This window comes from Cellulomonas sp. P22, assembly GCF_044392165.1.
The window spans coordinates 301,649-327,184 of the sequence record NZ_JBISBW010000007.1 but is presented as its reverse complement, the minus strand read 5'-3'; the positions used below and the strand labels follow the sequence as shown (position 1 = coordinate 327,184).

Below are 25,536 nucleotides of genomic sequence, written 5' to 3'. Positions count from 1 at the left end.
CGACGTCCGACAGGAGACCCACCGTGAGCACCGACACCCCGAGCAGCGACCCGCTCGATCTCGTCCCCTCGGCCGCGGCGGTGCGCGCCGTCGCCCTCGACGTCGTGGCGCCCGCGGGTCTGGAGCCCGACGTCACGCTCGGGGTCCCGGTGCCGAGCGAGGGGGACGTGCCCGCGGTGCTCGGGCTAGACCGCGAGCAGCTGGCCCGCTGGGGCTTCACGGGGCGCACCGGGCAGACGCTCGTGCTGCCCCGCGCCGAGGGCACGCTCGTCGCGGTGGGCACGGGCGTCCCGAAGGAGCTCGACGCCGCTGTGCTGCGCGACGCGGCAGCGGCCTACGCCCGCGCGGTCCCGCGCGACGCGGTCGTCACCACGACCCTCGCCGACACCCCCGCCGTGGACGCCGAGGACGCCGGCGCCGCCGTGGTCGAGGGCGTGCTGCTGGGCCGCTACCGGTACGACGCGCTGCGCTCCGAGACGCCCCCGGGCGCCGGGGTCCCGCTCGAACGGATCGTGCTCGTGGTGCCCGAGGACCGCCTGGGTGGTGTGCGGCGCGGTGCCGGGCGCGGCAAGGTGCTCGCCCGGGCGGCCCTCGTCTCGCGGGACCTTGCGAGCGCCCCGGGCGGCCTGCTCACGGCCGTCGCCCTCGCCGACGTCGCGGTGCGGCTCGGCGAGACGGAGGGCTTCGACGTCGAGGTCTTCGACCGGGCCGCCCTCGAGGAGATGGGCTGCGGCGGCATCCTCGGCGTCAACGCCGGCAGCGCGCACGAGCCGCGCCTCGTCCGGCTCGCGTACCGCCCGGGGACCTCGCGCGCCCACCTCGGCCTCGTCGGCAAGGGCATCACGTACGACTCGGGCGGCATCAGCCTCAAGCCGTCCGACGCGATGCACGCCGCGATGAAGATGGACATGACCGGGGCGGGCGCTGTGCTCGCGGCCGTGTCGGTGCTGCGCGAGCTCGACGTCGCCGTGAGCGTCACCGCGTACCTGGCCTGCACCGACAACATGCCCTCGGGCACCGCGACGATGCTGGGCGACGTCCTGACCACCCGGTCGGGGCGCACCATCGAGGTCGTCAACACCGACGCCGAGGGGCGCCTGGTCATGTCGGACGCCCTCGCCCTCGCGGTCGAGGACGGTGTCGACGCCGTGGTGGACGTCGCGACCCTCACGGGCGCGTGCCTCCAGGCGCTCGGCATGCTCACCGCCGGGCTGATCGGCAACAACGAGGATCTGCAGCGCCAGGTCGAGCTCGCCGCCGCCCGCACCGACGAGCGCGTGTGGCGGCTGCCCCTCGACCGTCGCTACCGCTCGCAGCTCGACTCGCAGGTGGCCGACATCAAGAACCTGGGCGGGCCGTTCGCGGGTGCCGTGACCGCGGCCCTGTTCCTCGCCGAGTGGGTCGGCGACACCCCCTGGGCTCACCTCGACATCGCCGGTCCGATGCGCTCGGAGCACGACGACGCGTGGCGCACCGCCGGGGCCACCGGGTTCGGGGCGCGGCTGCTCGTCGACCTCGCGGCGGACTTCCAGACGCCGGGCGCCTGAACCCGCGCCGCTGAGCGCCGTCAGCTGAGAGGCCCCGGTCCGCGAGCGGCGGACCGGGGCCTCTCGTCGTGGGGTGCCTAGAGGTAGATCGACGCACCGCCCGGCCCGAGCGGCAGCCCGAGCAGGTACCAGCCCACCAGCAGCGCCGTCCACGCCACGAGCAGCGCGACCGTGTACGGCAGCATCAGCGAGATGATCGATCCGACGCCGATCTTGCGCTTGTACCGCTCGGCGAAGATCACGATGAGCGCGAAGTACGGCATGAGCGGCGTGACGATGTTGACGGGCGAGTCGCCCACCCGGTAGGCCGCGACGGCCAGGTTGGGCGAGATGCCGAGCTGGATGAACAGCGGCACGAAGATGGGCGCGAAGATCGCCCACTTGGGCACCACGCCGCCGATGAAGATGTCGATCACGGCCGTCATCGCGATCAGCCCGAGGATGAGCGGGACCGTGCCGAGGTTCGCGTGCTCGAGCGCGTCCGCCATGTTGACCGCGGCGATCGTGCCGAGGTTCGAGTAGTTGAAGTACGCGATGAACTGGCTGATGATCAGCAGCAGGAAGATGAGGCCGGCCAGGCCCGCGATGGTCTTGACCATGGGGTTGATGACGTCGGCGCTGTTCTTGATGGTCCCCGCGCCCTTGCCGTAGGCCAGGCCCATCACGAAGAAGAACAGCAGGATCAGGAAGATGATGCTGCCCATCAGAGGCGAGCCCTCGATCAGGCTGCCCGTCTCCGGGTTGCGCAGCGGGCCCCACGGCGGCAGCGAGAGCAGCAGCACGAAGGCGGTCACGCCCAGCAGTCCCCAGCCGGCCCACCGCAGGCCGCGCTGCTCCTCGGGAGTGAGGTCGTTCGACGCGGGCGCCGTCGCGGCTTCGTCCTCCGGCGCGTCCGCGGGGTTCCACGGGCCTAGGCGCGGCTCGACGAACTTCTCCGAGACCAGCGTCGCCACGATCGTCACGACGATCGTCGAGACGATCGAGAAGTACATGTTGCCGGTGATCGACACGTGCTGCGTCGGGTCGGCGATCGCCTCGTTGGTGATCTCGGCGAGCATCCCGTCGCTCGGGGTGATGAGCAGGTTGACCCCGAACCCGCCGCCCACGCCCGCGAACGCGGCAGCGATGCCCGCGAGCGGGTTCCGGCCCAGCGACACGTAGACGGCGCCGGCCAGCGGGATCAGCACGAGGTAGCCCGCGTCGGTCGCGATCGAGGACATCACGCCGAGGAAGACGACGATCAGCGTGATGAAGCGCGCCGGGGTGACCTTCACGAGCCGCTTGATGAAGGCCGAGATGAGCCCGGCCTCCTCGGCCAGGCCCACGCCGATCATCGCGACGACCACGACGCCGACCACGCCGAAGCCGTTGAAGTTCGACACCGTCGAGGTGAACAGGAACCGGATGCCGTCCGCGTCGAGCAGGCTCTTCGCGGCGACGGTGACGGTCTCGAGGTCGTCCTGGCCGAGCACGGCCTGCTCGAACGTGACCTCGGTGCCGAGCAGCGAGAACACCGCCGAGAGCACGATGATCAGGCCGATGAGCCCGAGGAAGATGATCGCCGGGTGCGGCACCTTGTTGCCCACCCGCTCGATGGTGTCGAGCGCCCTCGTGAGCAGGGTCCGACGTTCGACGGTCTGTGCAGTGGTCATGGCGACTCCGTAGCTAGCGCCGGGGGTCGTGCGGGCGGCCGTGTCCGCCTCGGCCGAGTATGGCGGAGCATCGGCCCGCTATGACCGGATTTGCCCCGTGTCGTGCGCACCGGGCAGCGCCTGGCTCAGACGGTGGCTGTGCCCCAGGACTCGGGGACGAGTCGCGCGGGGGTCACGTCGCGCAGCGAGCCCATCGGGACGGTGGCCTCGTAGACAGCCGCGTCGAGCTTCTCGAGCCCGAGCTGCTCCGCGAGGTCAGCGTCGTGACCCGTGTACGCCACCCGCGCCCGGGGTTCGCCGTCCGCGTCGGTCCACTGGTCGACGACGCGCACCTGCAGCGGGCCCCAGCTGGCCGAGACGTCGAGCTCGAACAGCTCCTCGACCTCGGCGCGGGCGACCTCACGCCGCCCGCGACCGCCGGCGACCGTCACGAAGCCGTCGAGCGCGGGGGTCCGCCCAGGCGGGGTCGCGAGCACGACCGTGCCGTCGGGCAGCACGTCGGCCGCGACGTACTCGTCGTGCCACAGCGCCATCGGCCCGACGAAGCGCGACAGCGGCGGCGTGCCCGGGCGTCCGGACCCCGCATCCTCGACCACCCAGCCGTGGCCCACGTCGGCGAAGCGGGCGAGCACCGACGACGACCCGTCGGCGTGCACCCGGACCAGCTCCGAGCCCGCGGGGACGCGCGAGTGCACCAGCCAGTACAGCGGCACGACCTCGTCCGGCACCGCCACGAACCCGGTACCCGTGAAGGGTGGCCGGTCGACGAACGATCCGCCGGTGCGCCGACGCGACGCCTCGTCGGTGCCGCCGACCGCGTCCTCGAAGCGCAGCTGCGCGGCCGCGGGGAAGCGCAGCACGTCGACGTGCGGGGCGTCGGGGCCGAACGGCGTCGCGGGGAAGCCGAGGCCGTGCGCCACGAAGAGCTGCGCAGGGGTCGTCGCGAACGCGACGTCGGCCGCCCGCACCACGAAACCGGCGACCCGGTCGTAGCCGTGCTCGAGGACGGCGGTCGAGACCGCAGGGGTCACGACCTTCTGCATGGTCGGCACAGCGCAGCTCCTCGCGTCCGGTTCGCGCGGTTCCTCCGCGTCCGGGCGCCATCATGCCGGATTGCGCCGTGCGGTGCCGTCACCCTCGTGACGGCACCCACGCGTCAGCTGTGCGGAGGGGTCGCGGCGGCGGCCGCCCGGGCTGCGGCCGGCAGCGCCTCGAGCACGCGCGAGACGGCGTCGTCGTCGTGCGCGGCCGAGACGAACCACGCCTCGAACGCCGACGGCGGTGCGTACACGCCCTGCTCGAGCAGCGAGTGGAAGAACGGCGGGTAGCGCCACGACTCGCTGGCCAGCACCTCGGCGTAGCTGCGGGCGCCGTGCGCCGCGGCCGCGCCGCCGAAGACCGTGCTGAACAGGCTGCCCGCCCACTGCACCGCGTGCTCGACGCCCTCGGCCGCGAGGGCCTGCGAGACGGCGCCGCGCAGCACGGCAGCGACGGTGTCGATACGCCCGTACACAGCGGTGTCGGCCGCGCGCAGCGTCGCGAGACCCGCAGCCGTGGCGACCGGGTTCCCGGAGAGGGTGCCCGCCTGGTAGACGGGTCCCAGCGGGGCCAGCGCGTCGAGCACGTCCGCCCGGCCCGCGACGGCCGCGACCGGCAGGCCGCCGCCGATGACCTTGCCGAACGTCAGCAGGTCCGGGTCCCAGCCTTCGACCGAGCCCTCGAGCCCCCACCAGCCCGACGGGCTGACCCGGAATCCCGTGAGCACCTCGTCCTGGATCAGGAGCGCGCCGTGCTCGTGAGCGATGCGCAGCAGCGCGGCGTTGAAGCCAGGCATCGGGGGCACGACGCCCATGTTCGCGGGGGCGGCCTCGGTGATGACGGCCGCGATCGTCGGGCCGTGCTCGGCGAACGCCGCCTCGACCGCGGCGAGGTCGTTGTAGGGCAGCACGATCGTCTCGGCCGCGACGGCCGTGGTCACCCCGGCCGAGCCGGGCAGGCCCAGCGTCGCGACGCCCGAGCCGGACTCGGCGAGCAGCGAGTCGACGTGGCCGTGGTAGCAGCCCGCGAACTTCACGATGCGCTCGCGGCCCGTGACGCCGCGTGCGAGGCGCACCGCCGTCATGGTCGCCTCGGTGCCGGTCGACACGAGCCGCACGCGCTCGGCGGCGGGCACCCGGGCGCGGATCTCGTCGGCGAGCTCGACCTCGGTGAGCGTGGGCGCCCCGAACGACAGGCCGCGCGCGGCGGCCTGCTGCACGGCCTCGACCACGGTGGGGTGCGCGTGCCCGAGCAGCGCCGGACCCCACGAGCCGACCAGGTCGACGTACTCGCGGCCGTCGACGTCGGTCACGTACGGGCCGCTCGCCGACGCGAGGAACCGGGGGGTGCCACCCACCGAGCCGTAGGCCCGGACCGGGGAGTTCACCCCGCCGGGGGTCACGGACCGTGCCCGCTCGAAGTACGACGCGGACGTCACGCTCCCTGCACCCATCAGCTCTCCTCCTGCAGCCATCCGGCCAGCTCGACCGCCCAGTACGTCAACACGTGATCGGCACCTGCGCGTCGGATGCTGAGCACCGACTCCATCACAGCTCGGCGTCGATCGATCCACCCGTGCGCGGCGGCGGCCTCGATCATGGCGTACTCGCCTGACACCTGGTAGGCCGCGACGGGCACGCTCGACGCCGCGGCCACGTCGGCCAGCACGTCGAGGTAGGAACCCGCGGGCTTGACCATGACCACGTCGGCGCCCTCGGCGATGTCGATCGCGACCTCGGTCGCGGCCTCGCGGCGGTTCGCGGGGTCCATCTGGTACGTGCGGCGGTCGCCGTCGAGCTGCGAGTCGACGGCCTCGCGGAACGGGCCGTAGAACGCCGACGCGTACTTCGCGGCGTACGCGAGGATCGCCACGTCGTCGTGCCCCGCGGCGTCGAGAGCGTCCCGCACCACGCCGGTCTGGCCGTCCATCATGCCGCTGAGCCCCACGAGGTGGGCGCCCGCCCCGGCCAGCGCCAGGGCCATGTCGGCGTAGCGCTCGAGCGTCGCGTCGTTGTCGACGGCGCCCTCGGGGGTCAGCACCCCGCAGTGACCGTGGTCGGTGAACTCGTCGAGGCACAGGTCGGCCTGCACCACGAGCGCGTCACCCACCTCCGCGACAGCGTCCGCGACCGCCTGGTTGAGCACGCCGTGCGGGTCGGTGGCCTGGGTGCCCGTCGCATCCCGGTGCTGGGGGACGCCGAACAGCATCACGCCGCCGAGGCCCGCGCGGGCGGCCTCGGCCACGGCCCGGCGCAGCGAGTCGCGGGAGTGCTGGACCACGCCCGGCATCGAGCCGATCGGCGCCGGCTCGCTGAGCCCTTCCTTGACGAACAGGGGCAGCACGAGCCCCGCCGGATGGATGCGGGTCTGGGCGGTCAGCCGTCGCAGGGCGGGGGTCGCGCGCAGGCGGCGGGGGCGCACGCGTCCCACGACGGGTGGGGTGCGGTCGGGTGTGGTCACGGGGTCACCTGGGGGTTCGACGGGTCGGGGTCGAGGGTCGTGGTGCCGGTCGGGCCGGCTGCCGCCTCGGTGCGTGCGGCGACGAGCGCGAGGACGAGCCCGGCGGGGGTCTGGGTCTCGGCGACGCCCGCGACGGGCAGCCCCAGGCGATCGGCCTCGGCGCGCGTGGTCGGGCCGATGCAGCACACGAGGGTGCCGGGCGGCGGCGGGCCCAGCAGCTCGACGAGGTTCCGGGCCGTGCTGCCCGACGTGAGCAGGACCGCGCCGATGTCGCCGCTCTCCCAGGCGCTGCGGGTCGCCGCGTCGGGCGGTGCGCCACGCACCGTGCGGTACGCGACCACGTCGTCGACCTGCCAGCCCTGGGCCCGCAGGCCCGTGGCGAGCGTCGGCGCGGCGAGGTCGGCGTGGGGCAGCAGCACGTGACCGTCGTCGTCGGCGGCCAGGGCGGGCCACTGCGCGAGCAGAGAGTGTGCGGAGGACGTGCCCTGCGGCACGAGGTCGACGTGCACCCCCGCGAGCCGCAGCGCGCGGGCCGTGGCGGGACCGACCGCGGCGACCCGGGTGGTCGCGACGAGCTCGGCCAGCGTGGAGCCCGTCTCCTCGGCGCGGTCCACGAGCACGGGGACGGCCGCCGCGCTCGTGACGGCGACCCACGTGTAGTACCCGGCGCCCAGCGCGAGGAGCACGTCGTCGAGGTCGGTCGGGTCCTCGGGGGGGACGGTCTCGATCAGCTCGACCGTCACGGGCACCGCCCCGGCGGCGGACAGTGCGATCGACAGCGGGTCGGGCCCGTGCGTGGCGCGCGGGACGAGCACCCGCAGCCCGGCGAGGGGGGCCGCGGCGGCGGTCTGCGTCACAGGGCCTCCGGCGCGCGCGGTCCCACGGCGGCCAGCCGGGCGGCGCCCGCGGTGAGGAGCTCCTCGGCCAGGGCGTCGCCCAGCGCGATGGCGCGGAGCTCCTGCTCGCGGCTGCCGAGAGCGACGGGGCCCGATCGGTCGAGCGGCCGCAGCGCCTCGTCGAACCCGGATACGTGCTCAGCGACCGGTCCGGGAAGGGGGAGCGACGCCGAGCGGCGCAGCTCCGCGGAGCCGTCGGTGCGGATCACGACGACGTCCAGGTGGATGCGCGCGGGGCTCGAGGCGTCGGGGGCGTCCTCGACCCGCGCGAGAGCGCCCACCGGCGCCGCGCACCCCGCCTCGAGCGCGGCGAGCAGGGCGCGCTCGGCGAGGATCGCGAGGCGGGTACGCGGGTCGTCGAGGGCCGCGAGGGCCTGGGCGAGCTCGAGGCCGAGCGAGTCGGGGGTGCCCGGCGCGCGGACCTCGATGGCAAGCGCTCCCTGGCCGGGGGCCGGGGTCATGACGTGGGGGTCGATCTCCTGGGTCACGGCGTCGAGGCGCCCGAGCCGGGCGAGTCCCGCGCGGGCGAGGACCACGGCGTCGAGGTCGCCGGGGGCGACCCGGCCCAGCCGGGTGTCGACGTTGCCGCGGATGTCGACGACCTCGAGGTCGGGTCGCACGGCCAGGAGCTGCGCCGCTCGGCGAGGTGAGCCGGTGCCGACCCGGGCGCGGAGCGGCAGCGTCTCGAGCGTCCAGCCCTCACGGGCGCAGAGCACGTCGCGCGGGTCCTCGCGGGGGGGTGTCCCGCCGAGCACGATCCCCTCGAAGGGCAGGGTCGGCAGGTCCTTGAGCGAGTGGACGGCGATGTCGCACCGGTCGTTCAGCAGGGCGTCGCGCAGCGCCGTCACGAAGACCCCGGTGCCGCCGAGGGTCGCGAGCGACCCGGTCGCGCGGTCGCCCTCGGTGCGCACCTCCACGAGCTCCACGGCCAGGTCACCGAGCCGGGCGAGCTCGGCCGCCACGAGCCCCGTCTGTGTGAGTGCCAGCGTGCTGGCACGGGTGCCGATGCGAACCGTCGTGGGCATGGGGTCCAGTGTCGTCCTCGGCGCTGCCGATGTCGAAAAGGGCCCGGACCGCGCGGACCGGACCGGTGGCCCAGAATGCGGTGACGGATCGCCGGAACGCATATCCGTGGTGCATTGTGTGAGGGCTTCGTGACCGGCTGTCAGAAAAGCACCGAGGACTCGCTCGCGCGGACTTCCACGCTATTCGGAGCGCACATTTCGCGCGCTGAGCAGCGCGTGTGCCGCGGCACGCGCATCGGGCACCACCGACGCCAGGCCGTTGCCCGCGACCCACGCCCCGCAGACGGCGAGACCCGGCACGTCGACGGCCGCAGCCCGGACCTGGTCCACGACCGCGCGGTGCCGCGCGCTCGGGCGCGGCAGGGCCTGCGACCAGGTGACCCGGGCGCTCGCCACGAGCTCGGCGGCCCCGAGCGGCACCCCCAGCAGCGCCGCGGCGTCCCGCAGGGCGAGGCTCGTCAGCTCGTCGTCAGGCAGCGTGCGCGGGTCGGGTGCCTGGGGGGCCGCTCCGCCGTGCCCCGCGATCCCGTAGGACAGGCGCACCACGTGCCGACCGGCCGGGGTGGCCCGCGCAAGCCACGACCACTTCGCCGAGGCGTGCGTCAGCGCCTTGGCCCGGACCCCGCGCACCGCGGGCGAGACGAGCACCCCCGTGCCGCGCGGCGCGGCGTCGAGCGCCGGGGCGTCCAGCACCAGGGTCACGAGCACGACCTCGGCACCTGCGTCGGGTGTCAGGCCCGCGAGCGCCGGCACGACCGGGGCCAGCAGCGTGACCGCGGCCGGGGTCGCGAGCACCAGGCGGTCGGTCCGCTCTCTGGCCACGGCGCCGTCGGGACCATGCAGCTCGACCTCGAAGCCGGGCCCGCGCACGGCGTCGTCCTCGGCCGACGGGGTGTCCGCCGGCCGCGTCACGCCCGTGGCCCGTACCCCGGTGCGCACCTGCACGCCGCGCGCCAGGACGTCGGCCAGCAAGGCGTCGACCAGCACGTGCAGCCCGCCCTCGAAGCCCGCCACCGCCGATCCCGCGGGGGCGAGCGCGCGCAGCGACCGGACGGCCGCGCCCAGGCTGCCGCGCTCCGCGAGGGCCGCCCGCAGACCGGGGGAGACGGCGTCGACCGCGAGGTCGTCCGGGTCGGCCGCGTGCACGCCCGCGACCACGGGACGGACCAGGCGCTCGAGGACCCGCCGCCCCATCCTGGCCCGCACCAGACCACCGACAGTGACCGCACCGCCTGCGGGTGCACGGGTGCCCCACGAGGCGGGGAGGGCGCGGTCGGCCCCGGCTCGCAGGGCCCCGAGCAGCCCGATCGTGCGCCGCACGTCCGGGGCCCACGGGTCGGCCGGGATGCCCAGCAGCCCGGCGCGGGGCAGCGGACCGGCACCCTGCGGCAGCTGCACCCACGCACCGCGCGGATCGGGGGTCACGACGCGGTCCCGCAGGCCCAGCTCGTCGGCGAGCACCGCCACAGCGCCCCCGCGCGTCGCGAACGACTCGGCGCCCGAGTCGAGCGTCAGCCCCGCGAGCTCGTGCCGTCCGACCGCGCCGCCCACCTCGGGCCGCTCCTCGACCAGCAGCGTGCGCAGGCCCGCGGTCGCGAGCTCGCGCGCCGCGACGAGCCCCGCGACCCCACCCCCGACGACCACCGCGTCCCAGGGCCCGTCGCCCGGGCGCACCGCGGCGTCGGTCGGCTGCTGCGACGTGGCGGCCACCGCCTCAGGCCTCGTGCACGAGCCGGGCGACGCGCGTGAGCACGTCCGGGTCGGTGTCGGGCGGCACGCCGTGCCCGAGGTTGACCACGTGGCCGGGTGCGGTCGAGCCGCGCGCGATCACGTCGCGCACGTGGGCCTCCAGCACCGGCCACGGGGCGACCAGCAGCGCGGGGTCGATGTTGCCCTGCAGCGGGGTGCGGCCACCCAGCCGGCGGTTCGCCTCGTCGAGCGGCAGCCGGTAGTCGACGCCCACCACGTCGGCGCCCACGTCCCGCATCGCGACCAGCAGCTCGCTGGTCCCCGTGCCGAAGTGCACGGTGCGCACGCCCAGGTCCGTGACGTGCCCGAGGGCCCGGGCCGACGACGGCGCGGCGTGCGCCACGTAGTCCGCGAGCGAGAGGGACCCGGCCCACGAGTCGAAGAGCTGTGCGGCGCTGGCCCCCGCGAGGACCTGCGCGCGCAGGAACGCCCCCGTGACGTCGGCCGCCCACTCGGTCAGCGCGGTCCACGTGGCCGGGTCGGAGTGCATGAGCGCCCGCGCGGCGAGGTGGTCCCGCGACGGCCGACCCTCGACCAGGTACGCCGCGAGCGTGAACGGCGCCCCGGCGAAGCCGATGAGCGGCGTCGACCCGAGCGCGGCGACCGTGAGGGCCACGGCCTCGGTCACAGGTGCGAGCGCCTCGGCGTCGAGCGGTCCCGCGTCACGCAGCCGGGCCACGTCGTCGGCGGTCCGCACGGGCGAGCCGAGCACGGGCCCGACGCCCGGGGCGATGTCCACGTCCACCCCCGCGAGCCGCAGCGGCACCACGATGTCCGAGAAGAAGATCGCCGCGTCCACGTCGTGGCGCCGGACGGGCTGCAGCGTGATCTCGCTCGCGAGCTCGGGACGCAGGCACGAGTCGAGCATCCCGACGCCCTGCCGGGCCGCGCGGTACTCCGGGAGCGAGCGGCCTGCCTGTCGCATGAACCACACCGGGCGCCGGGCCGGGGTTCCCGAGGAATAGGCCGTGACCAGCGGGGAATTGCTCGTCCGGCCGTCGGCGAGAGGATGTGTGGCGGGAAGAAGGGTCACGTGTCGATTGTGCCGGAGTTTCTCCGGGATGATTCAATCGTTGATCGTGGTGCTGATGTCGTTGGTCGCCAGTCACCACGACCTCGACCTCGGCGTGCTCGAGCGGCTCTCGGCCGCGACGCACGCGGTCGGACGCGAGATCGTGGCCGACTGCCCCCCTGTCTCCGGATCCGTCGTGCTCGCGACGTGCAACCGGTTCGAGCTGTACCTCGACGTCGTCGAGGCCGATCGTGTGCCCGACGCGCGGGCCGCGGTCGCAGGGATCGTCTCCGCGCACACCGGGTACCCCGCCGACCGGGTCGAGGCCCAGGTGCACACCCGCACCGGGACCGACGTGGCCGAGCACCTGTTCTCGGTCGCAGCGGGCCTCGAGTCGATGGTCGTCGGCGAGCGGGAGATCGCCGGTCAGGTGCGCCGGGCGCTGACCTCCGCCCGCCGTGACGGCACCACGACCTCCGACCTCGAGGGGCTGTTCCAGACGGCCTCGCGCACCTCACGCACCGTGGGCAGCAGCACCGGTCTGGGGGCGGCGGGGCGGTCGGTCGTGTCGGTGGCCCTCGACCTGGTCGAGGACGGCCTGCCCGCGTGGCCCGACGTCCGCTGCGTCCTCGTCGGCACCGGCTCGTACGCCGGGGCGAGCCTCGCCGCGCTCAAGAGCCGGGGCTGCGAGGACGTGCGCGTCTACTCGCTGAGCGGGCGGGCGCCCGCGTTCGCCGCCGCGCGGGGTGTGCAGGCCATCACCACGCGCGACCTCGCGGGGTCGCTGCGGGACGTCGACCTCGTGGTCGCGTGCAGCGGTGCGGCCGGCGAGGTGCTCGAGGTCGACGCGCTCGCGGCCACGCGCACCGGTGTGGACAGGCCCCTCGCGGTCGTCGACCTGGCCCTGCGGCACGACGTCGACCCGGAGGTGGGGAACCTGCCCGGTGTCCGGCTGGTGAGCCTGACCACCGTGAGCGAGCACGCCCCCGACGAGCAGTCGGCCCCGGTCGAGGCCGCGCGGGCGATCGTCCGGGAGACCGCTGCCGCGTTCGAGGCCGAGCAGCGGGTGCGCCGGTGGAACCCCGCGGTGCTGGCCGAACGTGCCCGGGTGCTCGGTGCCCTCGAGCGGGCGGCGGACGGCAGCGCCGGGCCCGGCGTGGCCGACGTCAAGGAGCTGCGGATGCTGCGGCGCCGGGTGCGCGCCGCGCTGCACGGCCCGACGGTGCGGGCCCAGGAGGCGGCCCGTGCGGGGGACGCTGCGGCGTACGCCCGGGCGCTGGCCGACCTGGAACGGCTGCCGGTCCCGGACCTGCCGGTCCCGGACCTGGCGGGCGACGACCTGCCGAGCCGTGCGGCGACCGACCCCGGACGGACGAACGCGAGCCGGGCCTGAACGGGGGGGAGCCAGGCCCGGCTCGCGGTCAGGGGGAAGCGTGGGCCGTCAGGCCCACGCCCTCTGGGCAGGTCCGGGTGCCCACGTGTGCGGCACGACCTGGTTGGTCTGGATGTCGGTGAGCTCGGCGGCGTAGACCACCGCCTCGTACACGCCCGCCTCGACCCGGTCGAGCCGCAGCTGCTCGGCCCGGTCGACGTCGTCACCGAGGTGCGAGATGCGGGCGACGACGTAGCGCTGGGCGTCCTGCCACTGGTCGACGACCCGCACCGACAGGTCGTTCCAGCGGGCCGTGAGGTCGAGCTCGAACAGCTCGGTGACGTCCTCGCGCGGCACCCGGCGGTACCAGCGCCCGGCGGGGGACTGCTGGAAGTCCCGCTCGAAGAGCGGCGGGTTGGCCAGCGCGAGGACGACCGTGCTCCCGTCGTCGACCACGTCGGCCTCGAGGTAGGCGCCGTGCCACTTGGCGACGGGCCCGACGCAGCGGGACAGCGACGCGAGGGCCGGGCGTCGGGCCCCGAGCTGGGTCACGCTCCAGCCGCTGCCCACGTCGCCGTAGTGCCCGAGCAGGATCTGGGTGCCGTCCGCGAAGATGCGGACGAGCTCGGCGCCCGGCGGGATGCGCGAGTGCCGGAGCCACCACAGCGGAACGATGTACCCCGGGACGTCCTTGTACTGCAGCTGCGGGGACGACTCGAACCGCAGCACGTCGATCGACGGGGCGTACGGGCTGAACGGGGTCCCGGGGTAGCCGAGCCCGTGCACCTCGAACAGCTGGGACGGGGTGGTGGCGAAGGACACGTCCTCCGCGCGGACGACGTACCCCGCCACGCGGTCATGGCCGACGCTCAGGTGAGCGCGGGTCAGAGCGGGGGTGATCGCCTTCTGCATCAGCGTCACGTTGGCATCCTCGCCGAATGGGGATCTAACCGGACGTTCCGGGATCGAGACCCGATTCTGCAACGAATCCGGGCATGTGTCCAGGACTCACCCGGACGGCTCAGGCCCGGCAACCCCCTTCCGGGTGGTCCAGGGCGGTCGCCCCCCGCCCGAAGGGGTCGCCAGTGGCCTGGTGATACGTGCCCACCTGCGACGACGCTCGGAAGCCCAGGTTCCTGAGAACTTGGTGAGAGTCTGGGTGGTCTCGTCCGGGAGAGCCCTTCTGGTCAGACGTCCAGGAAGCTCACGAGCTCCTCGGCGAGCCCCGTGTAGCCCCCGGGCGTCAGCGCGCCCAGCCGGGCCGCGACGTCCTCGGGAAGGCCCAGGCCGGCGATGAAGTCGCGCATGTCGTCGGCCGTCAGGCGGCGCCCGCGGGTCAGCTCCTTGAGCCGCTCGTACGGGTTGTGCATGCCCGTGACGCCCGCGACAGAGGCGGCGCGCATCGCCGACTGCACGGGCTCGCCCAGGACCTCCCAGTTGTGGTCCAGCTCGTCGGCGAGCAGCGCGGTGTCGACCGAGAGGGCCTTCAGGCCCCGGCGGACGTTGTCGATCGCGAGCAGCGAGTGGCCGAACGCCGGGCCGATGTTGCGCTGCGTGGTCGAGTCGGTCAGGTCGCGCTGCAGGCGGCTCGTGACGAGCGTCGCGGCGAGCGTGTCGAGCAGCGCGCACGAGAGCTCGAGGTTGGCCTCGGCGTTCTCGAAGCGGATCGGGTTGACCTTGTGCGGCATCGTCGAGGAGCCCGTCGCACCCGCGACCGGGATCTGGATGAAGACGCCGCGCGAGATGTACGTCCACACGTCGGTCGCGAGGTTGTGCAGCACCCGGTTGAAGCGGGCCACGTCGGCGTACAGCTCGGCCTGCCAGTCGTGCGACTCGATCTGCGTGGTCAGCGGGTTCCACGTCAGGCCCAGGTGCTCGACGAACGTGCGCGACACCTCGGGCCAGTCGGCCCCCGGCACCGCCACGACGTGCGCGCCGTACGTGCCCGTCGCGCCGTTGAGCTTGCCCAGGTACTCGTCGCCCGCGATGCGGCGCAGCTGGCGGCGCAGCCGGTGCGCGAGCACGGCCAGCTCCTTGCCGAGCGTGGTGGGCGTGGCCGGCTGGCCGTGCGTGAGGGCCAGCATCGGCACCCCGGCCAGCTCGCGGGCCAGCGCGGCGACCTCGTCGGTCAGGGTCGTCGCGGCCGGCAGCCACACGTCCTGCACCGCGCCGCGCACCATGAGCGCGTAGGAGAGGTTGTTGACGTCCTCGCTCGTGCACGCGAAGTGCACGAGCTCGCTCACGTCGGGCAGCACGGTGTCCGGGCCCAGCACCGCCGGGGCGTCTGCCAGGCGCTTCTTGAGGAAGTACTCGACCGCCTTCACGTCGTGCACCGTGGTGCGCTCGATCTCGGCCAGCTCGGCGATCTCGGCCGGGCCGAACGTCGCCACCACGTCCCGCAGGTACTGCTGCTCGGCGGCCGAGAGCGCCGGGGCGCCGGGCACGACCTGCTGCGACGTGAGGTGGATGAGCCACTCGACCTCGACGTGCACCCGCTCACGGTTGAGCGCCGCCTCCGAGAGGTGGTCGACGAGCGGGGCCACGGTGCCGCGGTAGCGCCCGTCGAGGGGTCCCAGCGCGATCGCAGGGGAGACGTCGGCCAGGCTCACGCGCGCGGGGGAGGTCATGACCCCCATCATCCCAGAGCACGGGCCCGGATCGCGGCGGTGTCCGTCGACCGCCGTCGCTACAGTGGGGCCGTCCGAGAGCAGCGAGAGCGACCGGAGACAGCGCGGCGACAGCCGCCGCGGTGCCGAGCGAGGCAGGGTGGGTGCCCGATGGTGACGCGCACGGACCCGGCCGACATCGCCCGCCACGACCCGACGCCCCGCGCCCTGCCCGGGCGTGAGCTCCTCGTCGCCGTCCTCGTGGGTGCCGGGGTGCTCGCCGCCGCCGTGGCCGGCCCGTGGCAGCTCGGACGCCGCGAGGCGACCACGGGCATCGTCCCCGCCCCCCGTTTCTCCTCGATCCCGCAGCCGTCGCCCGAGCAGGTCGTCCCCGAGCCCCGGCTCGACGCGGTCGACACGAGCTGGAGCGGCTGGCTCGCGATCGGGGTCGCGGTGGCCCTGGTGGTCCTCCTCGCGTTGCTCGTGCGTTCGGTGGGGCGGTGGTGGCGCACCCGTGAGAAGCCCGAGCCGGACGACGACGTCGCGCCCGACGTCGCCCTCGAGGCCGACGCCGCCGAGCTGAGCACCCCCGCGCTGCGCGAGGGCGTGACCCGGGCGGCGCGCGAGCTCGTCGACGGCGTGCCGCCCGGGGACGCGGTCGTCGCCGCCTGGGTCTCGCTCGAGCAGGCCGCCGAGCGCAGCGGGCTCGTCCGCGAGCGCGCCCAGACCGCGAGCGAGTTCACGGTCGAGGTGCTCGACTCGACGCGCGCCGACCCGCGGGCCACGCGCACCCTGCTCGGGCTCTACCTCACGGCCCGGTTCAGCGAGCACCCCGTGACGGCGGCCGACGTCGGCCGGGCCCGCGAGTGCCTCGCGACCCTCGCCGACGGGCTCGCGGCCCGGCGGAAGGACGACGACGCGCAGGGCGGGGGTGCGTCGTGAGGCGGCTGTGGGACCTCGTGTGGCGACCGCTCGTGGGTCTGCTGGTCGCGTTGGTGCTCGCCTGGGCGGCGGGCCTGGCGACGCCGTCGGCGCTGCTGCTCGGGGTCGCCGTGGCCCTGGGCGTGTCACTCGTCGAGCGTCTCGAGCTCGACCCCGACGTGCGCTGGGTGCGTGAGCACGGGCCGCGTCGCAGCGGTGCCCGCGGCGAGGTGCAGGACCTGGCGTGGGCGATGACGGGCCGCGACGGCCGGGTCGGCGAGCGTGCGCTGCGCGCGCTGCGGACCATCGCCGCCGGGCGCGTGGCCCGCAACGGGGTCTCGCTCACCGACCCCGAGCACGACGGCGCGCTGCGCGACCTCGTCGGTGCCCGCGCGCACCGCACCCTCACGACCACCACGTCACCGCTCCCGTCGTTGCGCGACGTCCGGCACACGGTCGACGTGCTGGAACGGCTCGGCACCACCCGCCCGCCCGCGACCGACCCCGCGTCGTCCCCGCAGCCTGAACCCTTCACCCCTGGGAGAACCGTCCGATGACCAGCACCGCGCTTCCCGTCACCGAGGTCGCCGCCCGCGGCCGTGCCGTGCTCGACGAGGTCGGCACCGTCGTCGTCGGCATGCGTGAGCCGCTGCGCGTCGCGCTCGCGGCGATCCTCGCGGGTGGCCACGTGCTGTTCGAGGACGTGCCGGGGCTGGGCAAGACCCTCGCGGCGCGCAGCCTCGCGACCGCGCTGGGACTCGACTTCCGCCGGGTGCAGTGCACGCCCGACCTGCTGCCCTCGGACCTGACCGGGTCGAGCGTGTTCGACCCGGCGACAGCGACGTTCGCGTTCCGGCCCGGTCCGGTGTTCACGGGACTGCTGCTGGCCGACGAGATCAACCGCACGGCCCCCAAGACGCAGTCCGCGCTGCTCGAGGCGATGGCCGAGCGGCAGGTCACAGTCGACGGCCAGACGTACCCGCTGGCCGAGCCGTTCCACGTCGTGGCCACGTCGAACCCGGTCGAGTACGAGGGCACCTACCCGCTGCCCGAGGCCCAGCTCGACCGGTTCATGGTGCGGCTCGCGGTCGGCTACCCCGAGCGTGAGGCCGAGGTCGACGTGCTGAACCGCCGGCTCGCGCGGCGACGCGAGCACGCGGACGTGCGTCAGGTGGTCGACTCCGCGACGCTCGCCGCGATGCAGGCCGGTGTCGAGGCCGTCGAGGTGGACCCGGACGTGCTGGGCTACTGCGTCGACCTCGCCGCGGCGACCCGCGCCCACGCGGCGGTCGAGGTGGGTGCCTCGCCGCGCGGCTCGCAGGCGCTCGTGCTCGTGGCGCGGGCCCTCGCCGTGCTCGACGGCCGCGACTTCGTGACCCCCGAGGACGTCAAGGCCGTCGGGGTCGCCACGCTCGCGCACCGGCTCTCGCTCAGCCCGCAGTCGTGGGCGTCGGGGCTGGCGCCGCAGCGCGTGGTCACCGAGGTGCTGGGCGCCGTCGCGGGGCCGAGCACGACCCGGCAGGCCCGTCCGGTGGGCGTCGGTGCGGGCGACGGGGCCACGAGGTCCGAGTGAGCGCGTCCTGGATGCGCACGCGACCCGCTGCCCTGGGGGTCGCCGCGGGGGTCGTGCTGCTCGTGGTCGGTGCGCTGCTCGGACGGCCCGACGTGGCCGTGCTGGGTGCGGCGCCGCTCGTCGCCGGTGCGTGGGACCTGCGCCGTCGGCCCGCGGGCGACCTCGCCGTGACGATCTCGCGCCCGACGCTGGCCGCCAACCGGGAGGCCGGCAGCCTGCGGGCTGCCGTGCAGGTCAGCGCCCCGCACGGAGCCGTCGCGGCGCTGGTCGGGGTGCGCCGTGCAGGTCGGGACGCCGCCGAGGTCCTCGTGCGGGTCGACGGGCGCCGCGAGCTGCCGCTCGTGGTGCACACGGTGCGCACGGGACCGCAGGAGGTCGCGACGGTCGAGGTGCAGGGCGTGGGTCCGGGTGCGGCGAGCGTGTCGTGGCCCACCGAGCCCGTGGACCGGACGGCGCTCGTGCTGCCCCTGCCTGTCCCGTTGCGCGACCTGCCCCTGCCACCGCGGCTGCACGGCCTCACGGGGCCGCACGAGTCCCGGCGACCGGGCGAGGGCGGCGGGCTGCGTGACGTGCACCCGTTCGCACCGGGTGACCGGCTGCGCCGCATCGACTGGCGGGTGACTGCGCGCCGCGCCCCCGACCTGCGCGAGCTGTACGTGCGACGCGAGCACGCCCAGGCCGAGGCGAACGTGCTGCTCGTGGTCGACTCTCGCGACGACGTGGGGCCCGATCCGTGGACGTGGCGCGGCGCCGAGGGCCCGCGCCCGCAGGACCCGACGTCGCTCGACCTGGCCCGGCAGGCCGCCGCGTCGCTCGCGCAGGGGTACCTCGCGCTCGGCGACCGGGTGGGCCTCGACGACCTCGGGGTGCGGCGCCGCCCGCTGCCGCCCGGCGGTGGCCGCCGTCAGCTCGACCGCATCCGCCACGCGCTGGCCCTCACCCGTCCCGCGGGCGACCCGCGCTCGCGGCTGCGCCCGCCGCAGATCCCCTCGGGGGCTCTCGTCGTGCTGTTCTCCACGTTCCTCGACGACGAGGCCTCGCACGTCGCGACCCAGTGGCGGCGGGCCGGGCACCGGGTGCTCGCGGTCGACGTGCTGCCGAGCCTGCGCGTGCGCCACCTGGACCTCAAGGAGCGCCTCGCGCTCCGCTTCGTGATGATCGCCCGCGAGGACCGGCTCGCCGCGCTGGCCGACCACGACGTCGAGCTCGTGGTGTGGCGTGACGACCCGGCTGTCGCGCTCGCCCGGATGTCACGGCGGGGGCGTCGTCGGCCCGGCGCGGGGGTGCCCGCGTGACGCGGCCCGGGCCTGAGGTGGAGGTGCAGACCGGTCCCGCTGTGCCGGCCGTGGCGCTGCGGTGCGCGCTCGCGGTGACGGCTGCGGCGGCCCTCGCGCTCGCGTGGGCGCCGGCGCCGCCGGCCGTGCTGAGCCCGGTCACGCTCGTGCTCGCGCTGCTCGTCGCGGCGCTCGTGTGGCAGCCCGGGCTCGGGCTGGGTGCGGTCCTCGCACTGGTCGTGGGCGGCCGGGTCGTGGCGGGCGACCTGCTGGGCCCGGTCGCGCTCGGGGTGCTCGTGCTGCTGGTGCACCTGGTGCTGTGGCTCGCGGCGCTCGCGACCCCGACGTCGTGGCGCACCCGGGTCGAGGTCGCCGTGGTCGTGGCGGGCCTGCGTGACCTGGTGGTGGTGCAGCTCGGTGTCCAGGTGCTCGCGGTGGTGGCGCTCGCGCTCGCCCGCGACGGCCTCGCGGCGGGCGACGCGTGGCGGCTCGGCGCCCTGCTGCTGGCCGGCGCGGTGGTGGTCCTGGTGCTGCCGCGCCCCGCACGGCTGTGGTGGCACGACACCGAGTGACCGGGCTGGCCCACCCCCAGCCGTCGCGGTGCGGGGAGGGGTCACCGGGCGGGTGCGCCCGGCCCTGACCGGTCTGGACGACGCCCCTACGTTCACCCGCATGACGAACGGTGTGAGCGGAGCGCGGATCGTGAACGGCGGGTCGGTCGCCCCGACCGTCGCGCTCGCGGGCGAGCAGGTCGCCGCGGCGGCCCTGGCGATCGCCGCGGCCCTGCAGGTGGAGTGGGTGTCCGATGCGGCGACCCGGTACCGCGCCGCGCTCGACCAGGCGCTGCGGGCCGTCGCCCAGACCGCCCGCAGCGTGGACGCGGCCCACAGCGAGCTCGTGGTGCACGACCGGGCCACGGCGCTCGCGGGCGCCACCCGCCGTGCCGAGGTGGGACGCAGCCTGCTGTGCGGTGCGCGGTGAACCGGCCTGCGCCGGGCGTGGTCGTCTCGGGCGGCTACGGCGGGACCACGGCCCGGCTCGAGGACCTGCACCACGCCGCGACCGCGCTCGAGAACGCCGCCCGCCGGCTCGACGACGCCGCCCAGAAGCTCGCGGCGGCCGCGCACGCGACCTGGCTGGGTGACGAGGCGCTCGGCACCGGCCGTGCTGCGCGCACGAGCCTCGCCCCGCTGCTCGCGGGTGCCGGTGCCCCGGGCGAGACCGCCGAGGTCCTGAGGTCGCTGTCGCGGTCGTTGCGCGCCGCGGCGGCCGGCTACGAGGACGCCGAGAGCACAGCGACCCGGGTCGTGCGCGGCCTGGTCGGGGTCGGCGCCGCCCGGGTCGGGGAGCTGCCACCCCTGCTCGCGGTCGCTGTCGCGTGGGGGATCACGGGGCCGATGGTGTCCAGCGCGGGGCTCGCGGTGGTCGCGAACTTCGCGCTGACGGGACGGCGGCCCGACCCCACCGACCTGGTGCGCGGGGGTGCCGCCGAGGTGCTGCTGCACGGTGTCGCGAGCTACCTGCGCGGGCTGCGCAGCGGGTTCCGGCCCTGGACCCCGACCCCGTCCGGGGGAGCGGTCCGGCCCGTCGCGGTCGCCCTGGGTCTGCGGTCCATGGCCGTCACGCCGCGGCTGCCGGGCCGCGAGCTGCGCGGCGACGAGGTGCCCCACGACGACGCCGACCTGCTCCGGCTCGTCGGCGCCACCTACCCCTCGGGGCTCGAGGCGGGCACGGGAGCCCCCGGAGCGGTGTCGGTGCTGCGCTTCGACCACCCCGACGGCACCCGGAGCTGGGCCGTCGCGATCCCCGGCACCCAGGACGCCGGCGTCAGCGGGAGCAACCCGATGGACATGGGGTCGAACCTGCGGCTCATCGCGGGGCTGCCCGACTCCACGAGCGACCTCGTCACGCAGGCGCTGACCCAGGCGGGGGCCCGGCCCGACGAACCGGTGCTGCTCGCCGGGCACAGCCAGGGCGGGATGGCCGCGGTGGCTGTGGCCGCGAGTGCCGTGGCGACGGGCAGCTTCGCGGTGACGCACGTGCTGACCGCCGGCTCACCCGTCGCGGGCATGGCGGCCCCGGGCGTGACGATGAAGCACCTCGAGCACACGACCGACGCGATCCCGGTCACCGACGGGTGGCACGTGCCCGACACCCCCGAGCGGACCACCGTCGCGGTCGACCTGCGGACGTCCGCCGACCCGGCCGACCGCCTCGCGTCGCGCGACCTGGTCGCCTCGCACGCGATCGACGGCTACGTGCGCAGCGCCGAGCGCGTCGAGGAGCTCAGCGCGTCCGACCCGTCGCTCAGCGCGTGGGACACGTCGGAGCAGAGGATCTTCGGGCCCGCGGGCACCACGGTGCACCTGCAGCAGTACCAGGGCGTCCGCGCACCCGCGGCGGGCGAGGTCGCACCGGGCGGGCTGCCGCCGGTGCCCGTCGTCCGACCCCTGAGCCCTGCGGAGTCGGCAGCGCTCGGGTGGTGAGGTCAGCGGCCGCTGCGGGGCGCCAGGAGGCTGAGCACGAAGCTCACGACCGAGATGACGAGCGCGCCGAGCACAGCGGTGCCGAAGTTGTCGATCCGCAGGCCCCAGGTGGACTGCTCCGTGATCCACGCGGTGAGCAGGAGCATGAGCGCGTTCACGACCAGCGTGAACAGACCGAGCGTGAGGATGTACAAGGGGATCGACAAGAGCTTCACGATCGGCTTGACGATCGCGTTGACGATCCCGAACACCAGCGCGACCAGAAGGATCACGCCGATGTACTGCGCGGTCGACCCGGTCGCGACCACCTCCAGGCCCGGCAGGATCAGCGTCGCGAACCAGATGGCGACCCCGTTGATGATCACGCGCACGATGAAGCTCATGGGCAGATCCTGCCATCCGGGGTGCCGTCGCCGTGGGCGAAGCGGGCGGTGGCATGCTGGCCCGGTGACCCAGGTACCGCTCCGTCCGGCAGTCGCCGCTCTCCCGCCGTACGTCCCGGGGGCGCGGGCTCTCGTCGGGGCGGCCGCGTTCAAGCTCTCGTCGAACGAGAACCCGTTCCCGCCGCTGTCGTCCGTGGTCGCGGCGATCGCCGACGGTGCGATGGACGTCAACAGGTACCCGGACATGTACGCGACCGAGCTGACCGAGGCGATCGCGGCCCACCTCGACGTGAACCCCGCGTCGGTGGTCACCGGCTGCGGGTCGGTCGCGGTGCTGAGCCACGTGCTGGCTGCGGTGTGCGACGCGGGCGACGAGGTCGTGCTCCCGTGGCGCTCGTTCGAGGCCTACCCGATCGCGGTGGGCGTCGCGGGTGCGCAGGGTGTGCCGGTGCCGCTCGCCGACGGCGGTCGGCTCGACCTGCCGGCGATGGCCGCGGCCGTCACCCCCCGGACCCGCGTGGTGCTCGTGTGCACCCCGAACAACCCGACGGGTCCGGCCGTGCACGCGGACGAGCTCGCCGAGTTCCTCGCGGCGGTGCCGCGTGACGTGCTCGTGGTGCTCGACGAGGCGTACGTCGAGTTCGTGCGCGACCCCGAGGCGGCCGACGGCCTTGCGGCGTTCGCCCAGCACCCGAACGTCGTGCTGCTGCGCACCTTCTCCAAGGCCTACGGCCTGGCCGGCCTCCGGGTCGGCTACGCGGTCGCCCGTCCGCGGCTCGCCGCCGGGATCCGTGCGACGTCGACCCCGTTCGGCGTCTCGCAGATCGCCCAGCTCGCCGCGGTCGCGTCGCTGCGTGCCTCGGACGAGCTGATGGTCCGGGTGCAGGCCGTGGTCGACGCGCGTGAGCGTCTGCTCGCGGGGCTCCGTGCCCAGGGGTGGGACGTGCCCGACAGCCAGGCGAACTTCGTGTGGCTGCCGCTCGGCGACCGCGCGGCGGCGTTCGCCGAGGCGTCCGCGCGGTCCGGCGTGCTCGTGCGTCCGTTCCAGGGCGACGGGGTGCGGGTCAGCGTGGGCGAGACCGAGGCGACCGACCTGCTGCTCGAGATCGCGGCCCGCGCGCGGGGGTGACGCCCGGGAGGAGCCGGTCGGGCGGGGGTCCGACGACCTGCGCGGAGGGTGTGGGAAGCGGAGGGTGTGGGAAGTCGACAAGTTCGCGGGTCGAGGGTTGTCAGGGACCCTCCGGGACTACCTACGGTCCCGTAGCCTACGCTGACGTAGGTTTGCCGATCGACCCGATCGCACCACTGCCGCCGGCCGCAAGGAGACCCCGCGTGAGCACGACCGGTCCACTCGACGACGATGACCTCGTCCAGCTCCTGACTCCCACCGGCCAGCGTGTCGACCACCCCGAGTACACGCCGCGTGCCGCGCACCTCGACGCCGAGGCGCTGCGCGGCATGTACCGCGACATGGTGCTCGTGCGTCGCTTCGACACCGAGGCCACCGCGCTGCAGCGTCAGGGCGAGCTCGGCCTGTGGGCGCAGTGCCTGGGTCAGGAGGCCGCACAGATCGGCTCGGGCCGAGCGCTGCGCACCCAGGACTACGTCTTCCCGTCCTACCGCGAGCACGGCGTCGCCCACACCCGCGGCCTCGACCTCGTGGACATCCTGCGGCTGTTCCGCGGGCTCGACCACGGCGGCTGGGACGCGACCGCCCACAACTTCCACCTGTACACGCTCGTCATCGGCTCGCACACGCTGCACGCCACGGGCTACGCGATGGGTGTGCAGCGCGACGGCGCGGTCGGCTCGGGCGACCCCGAGCGCGACACGGCGGTCGTGACGTACTTCGGTGACGGCGCGACCTCGCAGGGCGACGTGAACGAGGCGCTCGTCTTCGCCGCCGTGAACAACGCACCGCTCGTGCTGTTCTGCCAGAACAACCAGTGGGCGATCTCCGAGCCGACCACGCGTCAGGCGCGCGTGCCGATCGCCGACCGCGGCCCCGGCTTCGGGGTGCCGAGCGTGCGCGTCGACGGCAACGACGTGCTGGCCTGCTACGCCGTCACGGCCGAGGCGCTCGAACGGGCCCGCAGCGGCGGCGGCCCGACCCTCGTCGAGGCGTTCACGTACCGCATGGGTGCGCACACCACGTCGGACGACCCGACGCGCTACCGCTCGTCCGCCGAGGAGGAGTTCTGGCGCCGGCGTGACCCGATCGACCGGCTCGGGCTGCACCTCGAGCTCGCGGGCGAGCTGTCCGCCGAGTTCCTCGCCGACGTCGACGCCGAGGCTGCGGCGCTCGGTGAGCGCATACGGACGACGGTCCGCGGATGGGGTGCCCCCGAGGCGACGTCGATGTTCGAGCACGTCTACGCGAGCCCGCACGCCCAGGTCGAGTCCGACCGGGCCTGGTTCGAGGCGTACGAGGGCTCGTTCCTGCCCGAGCGCGACGCGGTGGGCGACCCCCACGTCGCGAACTTGTCCGGAGGTGCCCGATGAGCACGACCGACCTCACCAGCCCCGGCACGACCGGGACGCAGCGGATCACGCTCGCCAAGGCGATCAACCACGGGCTGCGCCGCGCGCTCGAGCAGGACCCGAAGGTGCTGCTCATGGGCGAGGACATCGGCGCGCTCGGCGGGGTGTTCCGCGTGACCGACGGCCTGCACAAGGACTTCGGGGCGGACCGCGTGGTCGACACGCCGCTCGCCGAGTCGGGCATCGTCGGCACCGCCATCGGCCTCGCGCTGCGCGGCTACCGCCCGGTGTGCGAGATCCAGTTCGACGGCTTCATCTTCCCGGCCTTCGACCAGATCACGACGCAGCTCGCGAAGATGCACTACCGCTCGCGCGGCCGGCTCTCGCTGCCCGTCGTCATCCGGGTGCCCTACGGCGGCGGGATCGGTGCGATCGAGCACCACTCGGAGTCGCCCGAGGCGCTGTTCGCGCACACCCCCGGGCTCCGGGTGGTCAGCCCGTCGAACCCCGCCGACGCGTTCGCGATGATCCAGCAGGCCATCGCCTCACCGGACCCGGTGCTCTTCTTCGAGCCCAAGGGTCGGTACTGGGACAAGGGCGACGTGGACCTCGGCCCGGTCGCCGCGCCGCACGACCCCGCGGTCGCCACCGGCCTGGACCGGGCCCAGGTGCTGCGCGCCGGCACCGACGTCACCGTCGTCGCCTACGGGCCCACCGTCGCCACGGCCCTCAAGGTGGCCGACGCGGCAGCGGCCGAAGGGACGAGCGTCGAGGTCGTCGACCTGCGCACGATCTCGCCGCTCGACGTCGAGACCGTCGTCGCGTCGGTCCGCCGCACGGGCCGCTGCGTCGTGGTGCACGAGGCCCCGACGCTCTACGGCACGGGCGCCGAGGTGGCCGCCCGGGTCACCGAGGAGTGCTTCTACCACCTGCAGGCCCCGGTGCTGCGCGTCGGCGGGTTCCACAACCCGTACCCCGTCGCGAAGATCGAGGAGGACTACCTTCCCGGTCTGGACCGTGTGCTCGACGCCGTCGACCGCACCCTGACGTTCTGAACCCCG

23 protein-coding genes are annotated in these 25,536 nt (G+C 74.9%); 12 read left to right on the top strand and 11 right to left on the bottom strand.

The genetic code is table 11. The features are described from left to right. Positions 1–23 precede the first annotated feature (23 nt). Positions 24–1,547, top strand: coding sequence for a leucyl aminopeptidase (locus ACGIF2_RS10470; protein WP_396046276.1), 1,524 nt, complete (start codon positions 24–26; stop codon positions 1,545–1,547). Positions 1,548–1,624: 77 nt separating this feature from the next. On the opposite strand, the gene ACGIF2_RS10465 is transcribed toward ACGIF2_RS10470, so the two are convergent. The 8 genes from ACGIF2_RS10465 to hemE all read right to left on the bottom strand — a co-directional run bounded on the left by ACGIF2_RS10465 (position 1,625) and on the right by hemE (position 11,433). Continuing rightward, positions 1,625–3,199, bottom strand: coding sequence for an AbgT family transporter (locus ACGIF2_RS10465; protein ID WP_396046274.1), 1,575 nt, complete (start codon positions 3,197–3,199; stop codon positions 1,625–1,627). Between the two features lie 125 nt (positions 3,200–3,324). Then, on the bottom strand, positions 3,325–4,242 hold the full coding sequence (locus ACGIF2_RS10460; RefSeq protein WP_396046462.1) for a hypothetical protein: 918 nt from the start codon (positions 4,240–4,242) through the stop codon (positions 3,325–3,327). 113 nt (positions 4,243–4,355) lie between these two features. After that, positions 4,356–5,690 carry a glutamate-1-semialdehyde 2,1-aminomutase gene (gene hemL, locus ACGIF2_RS10455; protein ID WP_396046272.1) on the bottom strand — a complete coding sequence of 445 codons (1,335 nt, stop codon included), beginning with the start codon at positions 5,688–5,690 and terminating at the stop codon, positions 4,356–4,358. Next, positions 5,690–6,697 carry a porphobilinogen synthase gene (gene hemB / locus ACGIF2_RS10450; RefSeq protein ID WP_396046270.1) on the bottom strand — a complete coding sequence of 336 codons (1,008 nt, stop codon included), beginning with the start codon at positions 6,695–6,697 and terminating at the stop codon, positions 5,690–5,692. The genes hemL and hemB overlap by 1 nt, the downstream gene beginning before the upstream one ends. Continuing rightward, positions 6,694–7,554, bottom strand: a complete 861-nt coding sequence (locus ACGIF2_RS10445; protein ID WP_396046268.1) for a uroporphyrinogen-III synthase — start codon at positions 7,552–7,554, stop codon at positions 6,694–6,696. Before ACGIF2_RS10445 ends, hemB begins: the two co-directional genes overlap by 4 nt. Then, positions 7,551–8,618: a hydroxymethylbilane synthase gene (gene hemC, locus ACGIF2_RS10440; RefSeq protein ID WP_396046266.1), complete on the bottom strand. Its 1,068-nt coding sequence runs from the start codon at positions 8,616–8,618 to the stop codon at positions 7,551–7,553. The genes ACGIF2_RS10445 and hemC overlap by 4 nt, the downstream gene beginning before the upstream one ends. 180 nt (positions 8,619–8,798) lie before the next feature. After that, positions 8,799–10,328, bottom strand: a complete 1,530-nt coding sequence (locus ACGIF2_RS10435) for a protoporphyrinogen/coproporphyrinogen oxidase (protein WP_396046264.1) — start codon at positions 10,326–10,328, stop codon at positions 8,799–8,801. Between the two features lie 4 nt (positions 10,329–10,332). Continuing rightward, a complete protein-coding gene (hemE, locus tag ACGIF2_RS10430; protein WP_396046460.1) occupies positions 10,333–11,433 on the bottom strand; it encodes a uroporphyrinogen decarboxylase in 1,101 nt (366 codons plus the stop codon). Between hemE and ACGIF2_RS10425 the strand changes: the two genes are divergently transcribed. After that, positions 11,429–12,772: a glutamyl-tRNA reductase gene (locus tag ACGIF2_RS10425; RefSeq protein WP_396046262.1), complete on the top strand. Its 1,344-nt coding sequence runs from the start codon at positions 11,429–11,431 to the stop codon at positions 12,770–12,772. The two genes, hemE and ACGIF2_RS10425, sit on opposite strands and share 5 nt — an antisense overlap. Before the next feature lie 48 nt (positions 12,773–12,820). On the opposite strand, the gene ACGIF2_RS10420 is transcribed toward ACGIF2_RS10425, so the two are convergent. Together ACGIF2_RS10420 and purB are read right to left on the bottom strand one after the other, a co-directional pair. After that, positions 12,821–13,663, bottom strand: a complete 843-nt coding sequence (locus ACGIF2_RS10420; protein ID WP_396046458.1) for a hypothetical protein — start codon at positions 13,661–13,663, stop codon at positions 12,821–12,823. Positions 13,664–13,938: 275 nt separating this feature from the next. Beyond that, a complete protein-coding gene (gene purB, locus ACGIF2_RS10415; protein ID WP_396046260.1) occupies positions 13,939–15,378 on the bottom strand; it encodes an adenylosuccinate lyase in 1,440 nt (479 codons plus the stop codon). A gap of 150 nt (positions 15,379–15,528) precedes the next feature. Here purB and ACGIF2_RS10410 point away from each other — a divergent pair, with 150 nt between their 5' ends. The 7 genes from ACGIF2_RS10410 to ACGIF2_RS10380 all read left to right on the top strand — a co-directional run bounded on the left by ACGIF2_RS10410 (position 15,529) and on the right by ACGIF2_RS10380 (position 21,611). Then, positions 15,529–16,299, top strand: coding sequence for a DUF4129 domain-containing protein (locus ACGIF2_RS10410; protein WP_396046258.1), 771 nt, complete (start codon positions 15,529–15,531; stop codon positions 16,297–16,299). After that, positions 16,296–16,835 carry a hypothetical protein gene (locus tag ACGIF2_RS10405; RefSeq protein WP_396046256.1) on the top strand — a complete coding sequence of 180 codons (540 nt, stop codon included), beginning with the start codon at positions 16,296–16,298 and terminating at the stop codon, positions 16,833–16,835. Before ACGIF2_RS10410 ends, ACGIF2_RS10405 begins: the two co-directional genes overlap by 4 nt. Then, positions 16,832–17,851, top strand: a complete 1,020-nt coding sequence (locus ACGIF2_RS10400) for an AAA family ATPase (RefSeq protein ID WP_396046254.1) — start codon at positions 16,832–16,834, stop codon at positions 17,849–17,851. Before ACGIF2_RS10405 ends, ACGIF2_RS10400 begins: the two co-directional genes overlap by 4 nt. A gap of 11 nt (positions 17,852–17,862) precedes the next feature. After that, the gene (locus ACGIF2_RS10395; RefSeq protein WP_396046252.1) at positions 17,863–19,146 is read left to right on the top strand and encodes a DUF58 domain-containing protein; all 1,284 of its coding nucleotides are present in this window, start codon (positions 17,863–17,865) and stop codon (positions 19,144–19,146) included. Then, a complete protein-coding gene (locus tag ACGIF2_RS10390; RefSeq protein WP_396046250.1) occupies positions 19,143–19,697 on the top strand; it encodes a hypothetical protein in 555 nt (184 codons plus the stop codon). Before ACGIF2_RS10395 ends, ACGIF2_RS10390 begins: the two co-directional genes overlap by 4 nt. 100 nt (positions 19,698–19,797) lie before the next feature. Then, a complete protein-coding gene (locus ACGIF2_RS10385; RefSeq protein ID WP_396046248.1) occupies positions 19,798–20,106 on the top strand; it encodes a hypothetical protein in 309 nt (102 codons plus the stop codon). Then, on the top strand, positions 20,103–21,611 hold the full coding sequence (locus tag ACGIF2_RS10380; RefSeq protein ID WP_396046246.1) for a hypothetical protein: 1,509 nt from the start codon (positions 20,103–20,105) through the stop codon (positions 21,609–21,611). The genes ACGIF2_RS10385 and ACGIF2_RS10380 overlap by 4 nt, the downstream gene beginning before the upstream one ends. 2 nt (positions 21,612–21,613) lie before the next feature. On the opposite strand, the gene ACGIF2_RS10375 is transcribed toward ACGIF2_RS10380, so the two are convergent. Beyond that, a complete protein-coding gene (locus ACGIF2_RS10375) occupies positions 21,614–21,994 on the bottom strand; it encodes a phage holin family protein (protein WP_396046244.1) in 381 nt (126 codons plus the stop codon). Between the two features lie 64 nt (positions 21,995–22,058). On the opposite strand from ACGIF2_RS10375, the gene hisC reads away from it, so the two are divergent. The 3 genes from hisC to ACGIF2_RS10360 all read left to right on the top strand — a co-directional run bounded on the left by hisC (position 22,059) and on the right by ACGIF2_RS10360 (position 25,530). Then, on the top strand, positions 22,059–23,123 hold the full coding sequence (gene hisC / locus ACGIF2_RS10370) for a histidinol-phosphate transaminase (RefSeq protein WP_396046242.1): 1,065 nt from the start codon (positions 22,059–22,061) through the stop codon (positions 23,121–23,123). A 203-nt stretch (positions 23,124–23,326) separates the two neighbouring features. Continuing rightward, positions 23,327–24,496 (top strand): pyruvate dehydrogenase (acetyl-transferring) E1 component subunit alpha, encoded by a 1,170-nt coding sequence (gene pdhA, locus ACGIF2_RS10365; protein ID WP_396046240.1) that lies wholly within the window; start codon positions 23,327–23,329, stop codon positions 24,494–24,496. Further along, on the top strand, positions 24,493–25,530 hold the full coding sequence (locus tag ACGIF2_RS10360; protein ID WP_396046238.1) for an alpha-ketoacid dehydrogenase subunit beta: 1,038 nt from the start codon (positions 24,493–24,495) through the stop codon (positions 25,528–25,530). Before pdhA ends, ACGIF2_RS10360 begins: the two co-directional genes overlap by 4 nt. Positions 25,531–25,536: the final 6 nt, after the last annotated feature.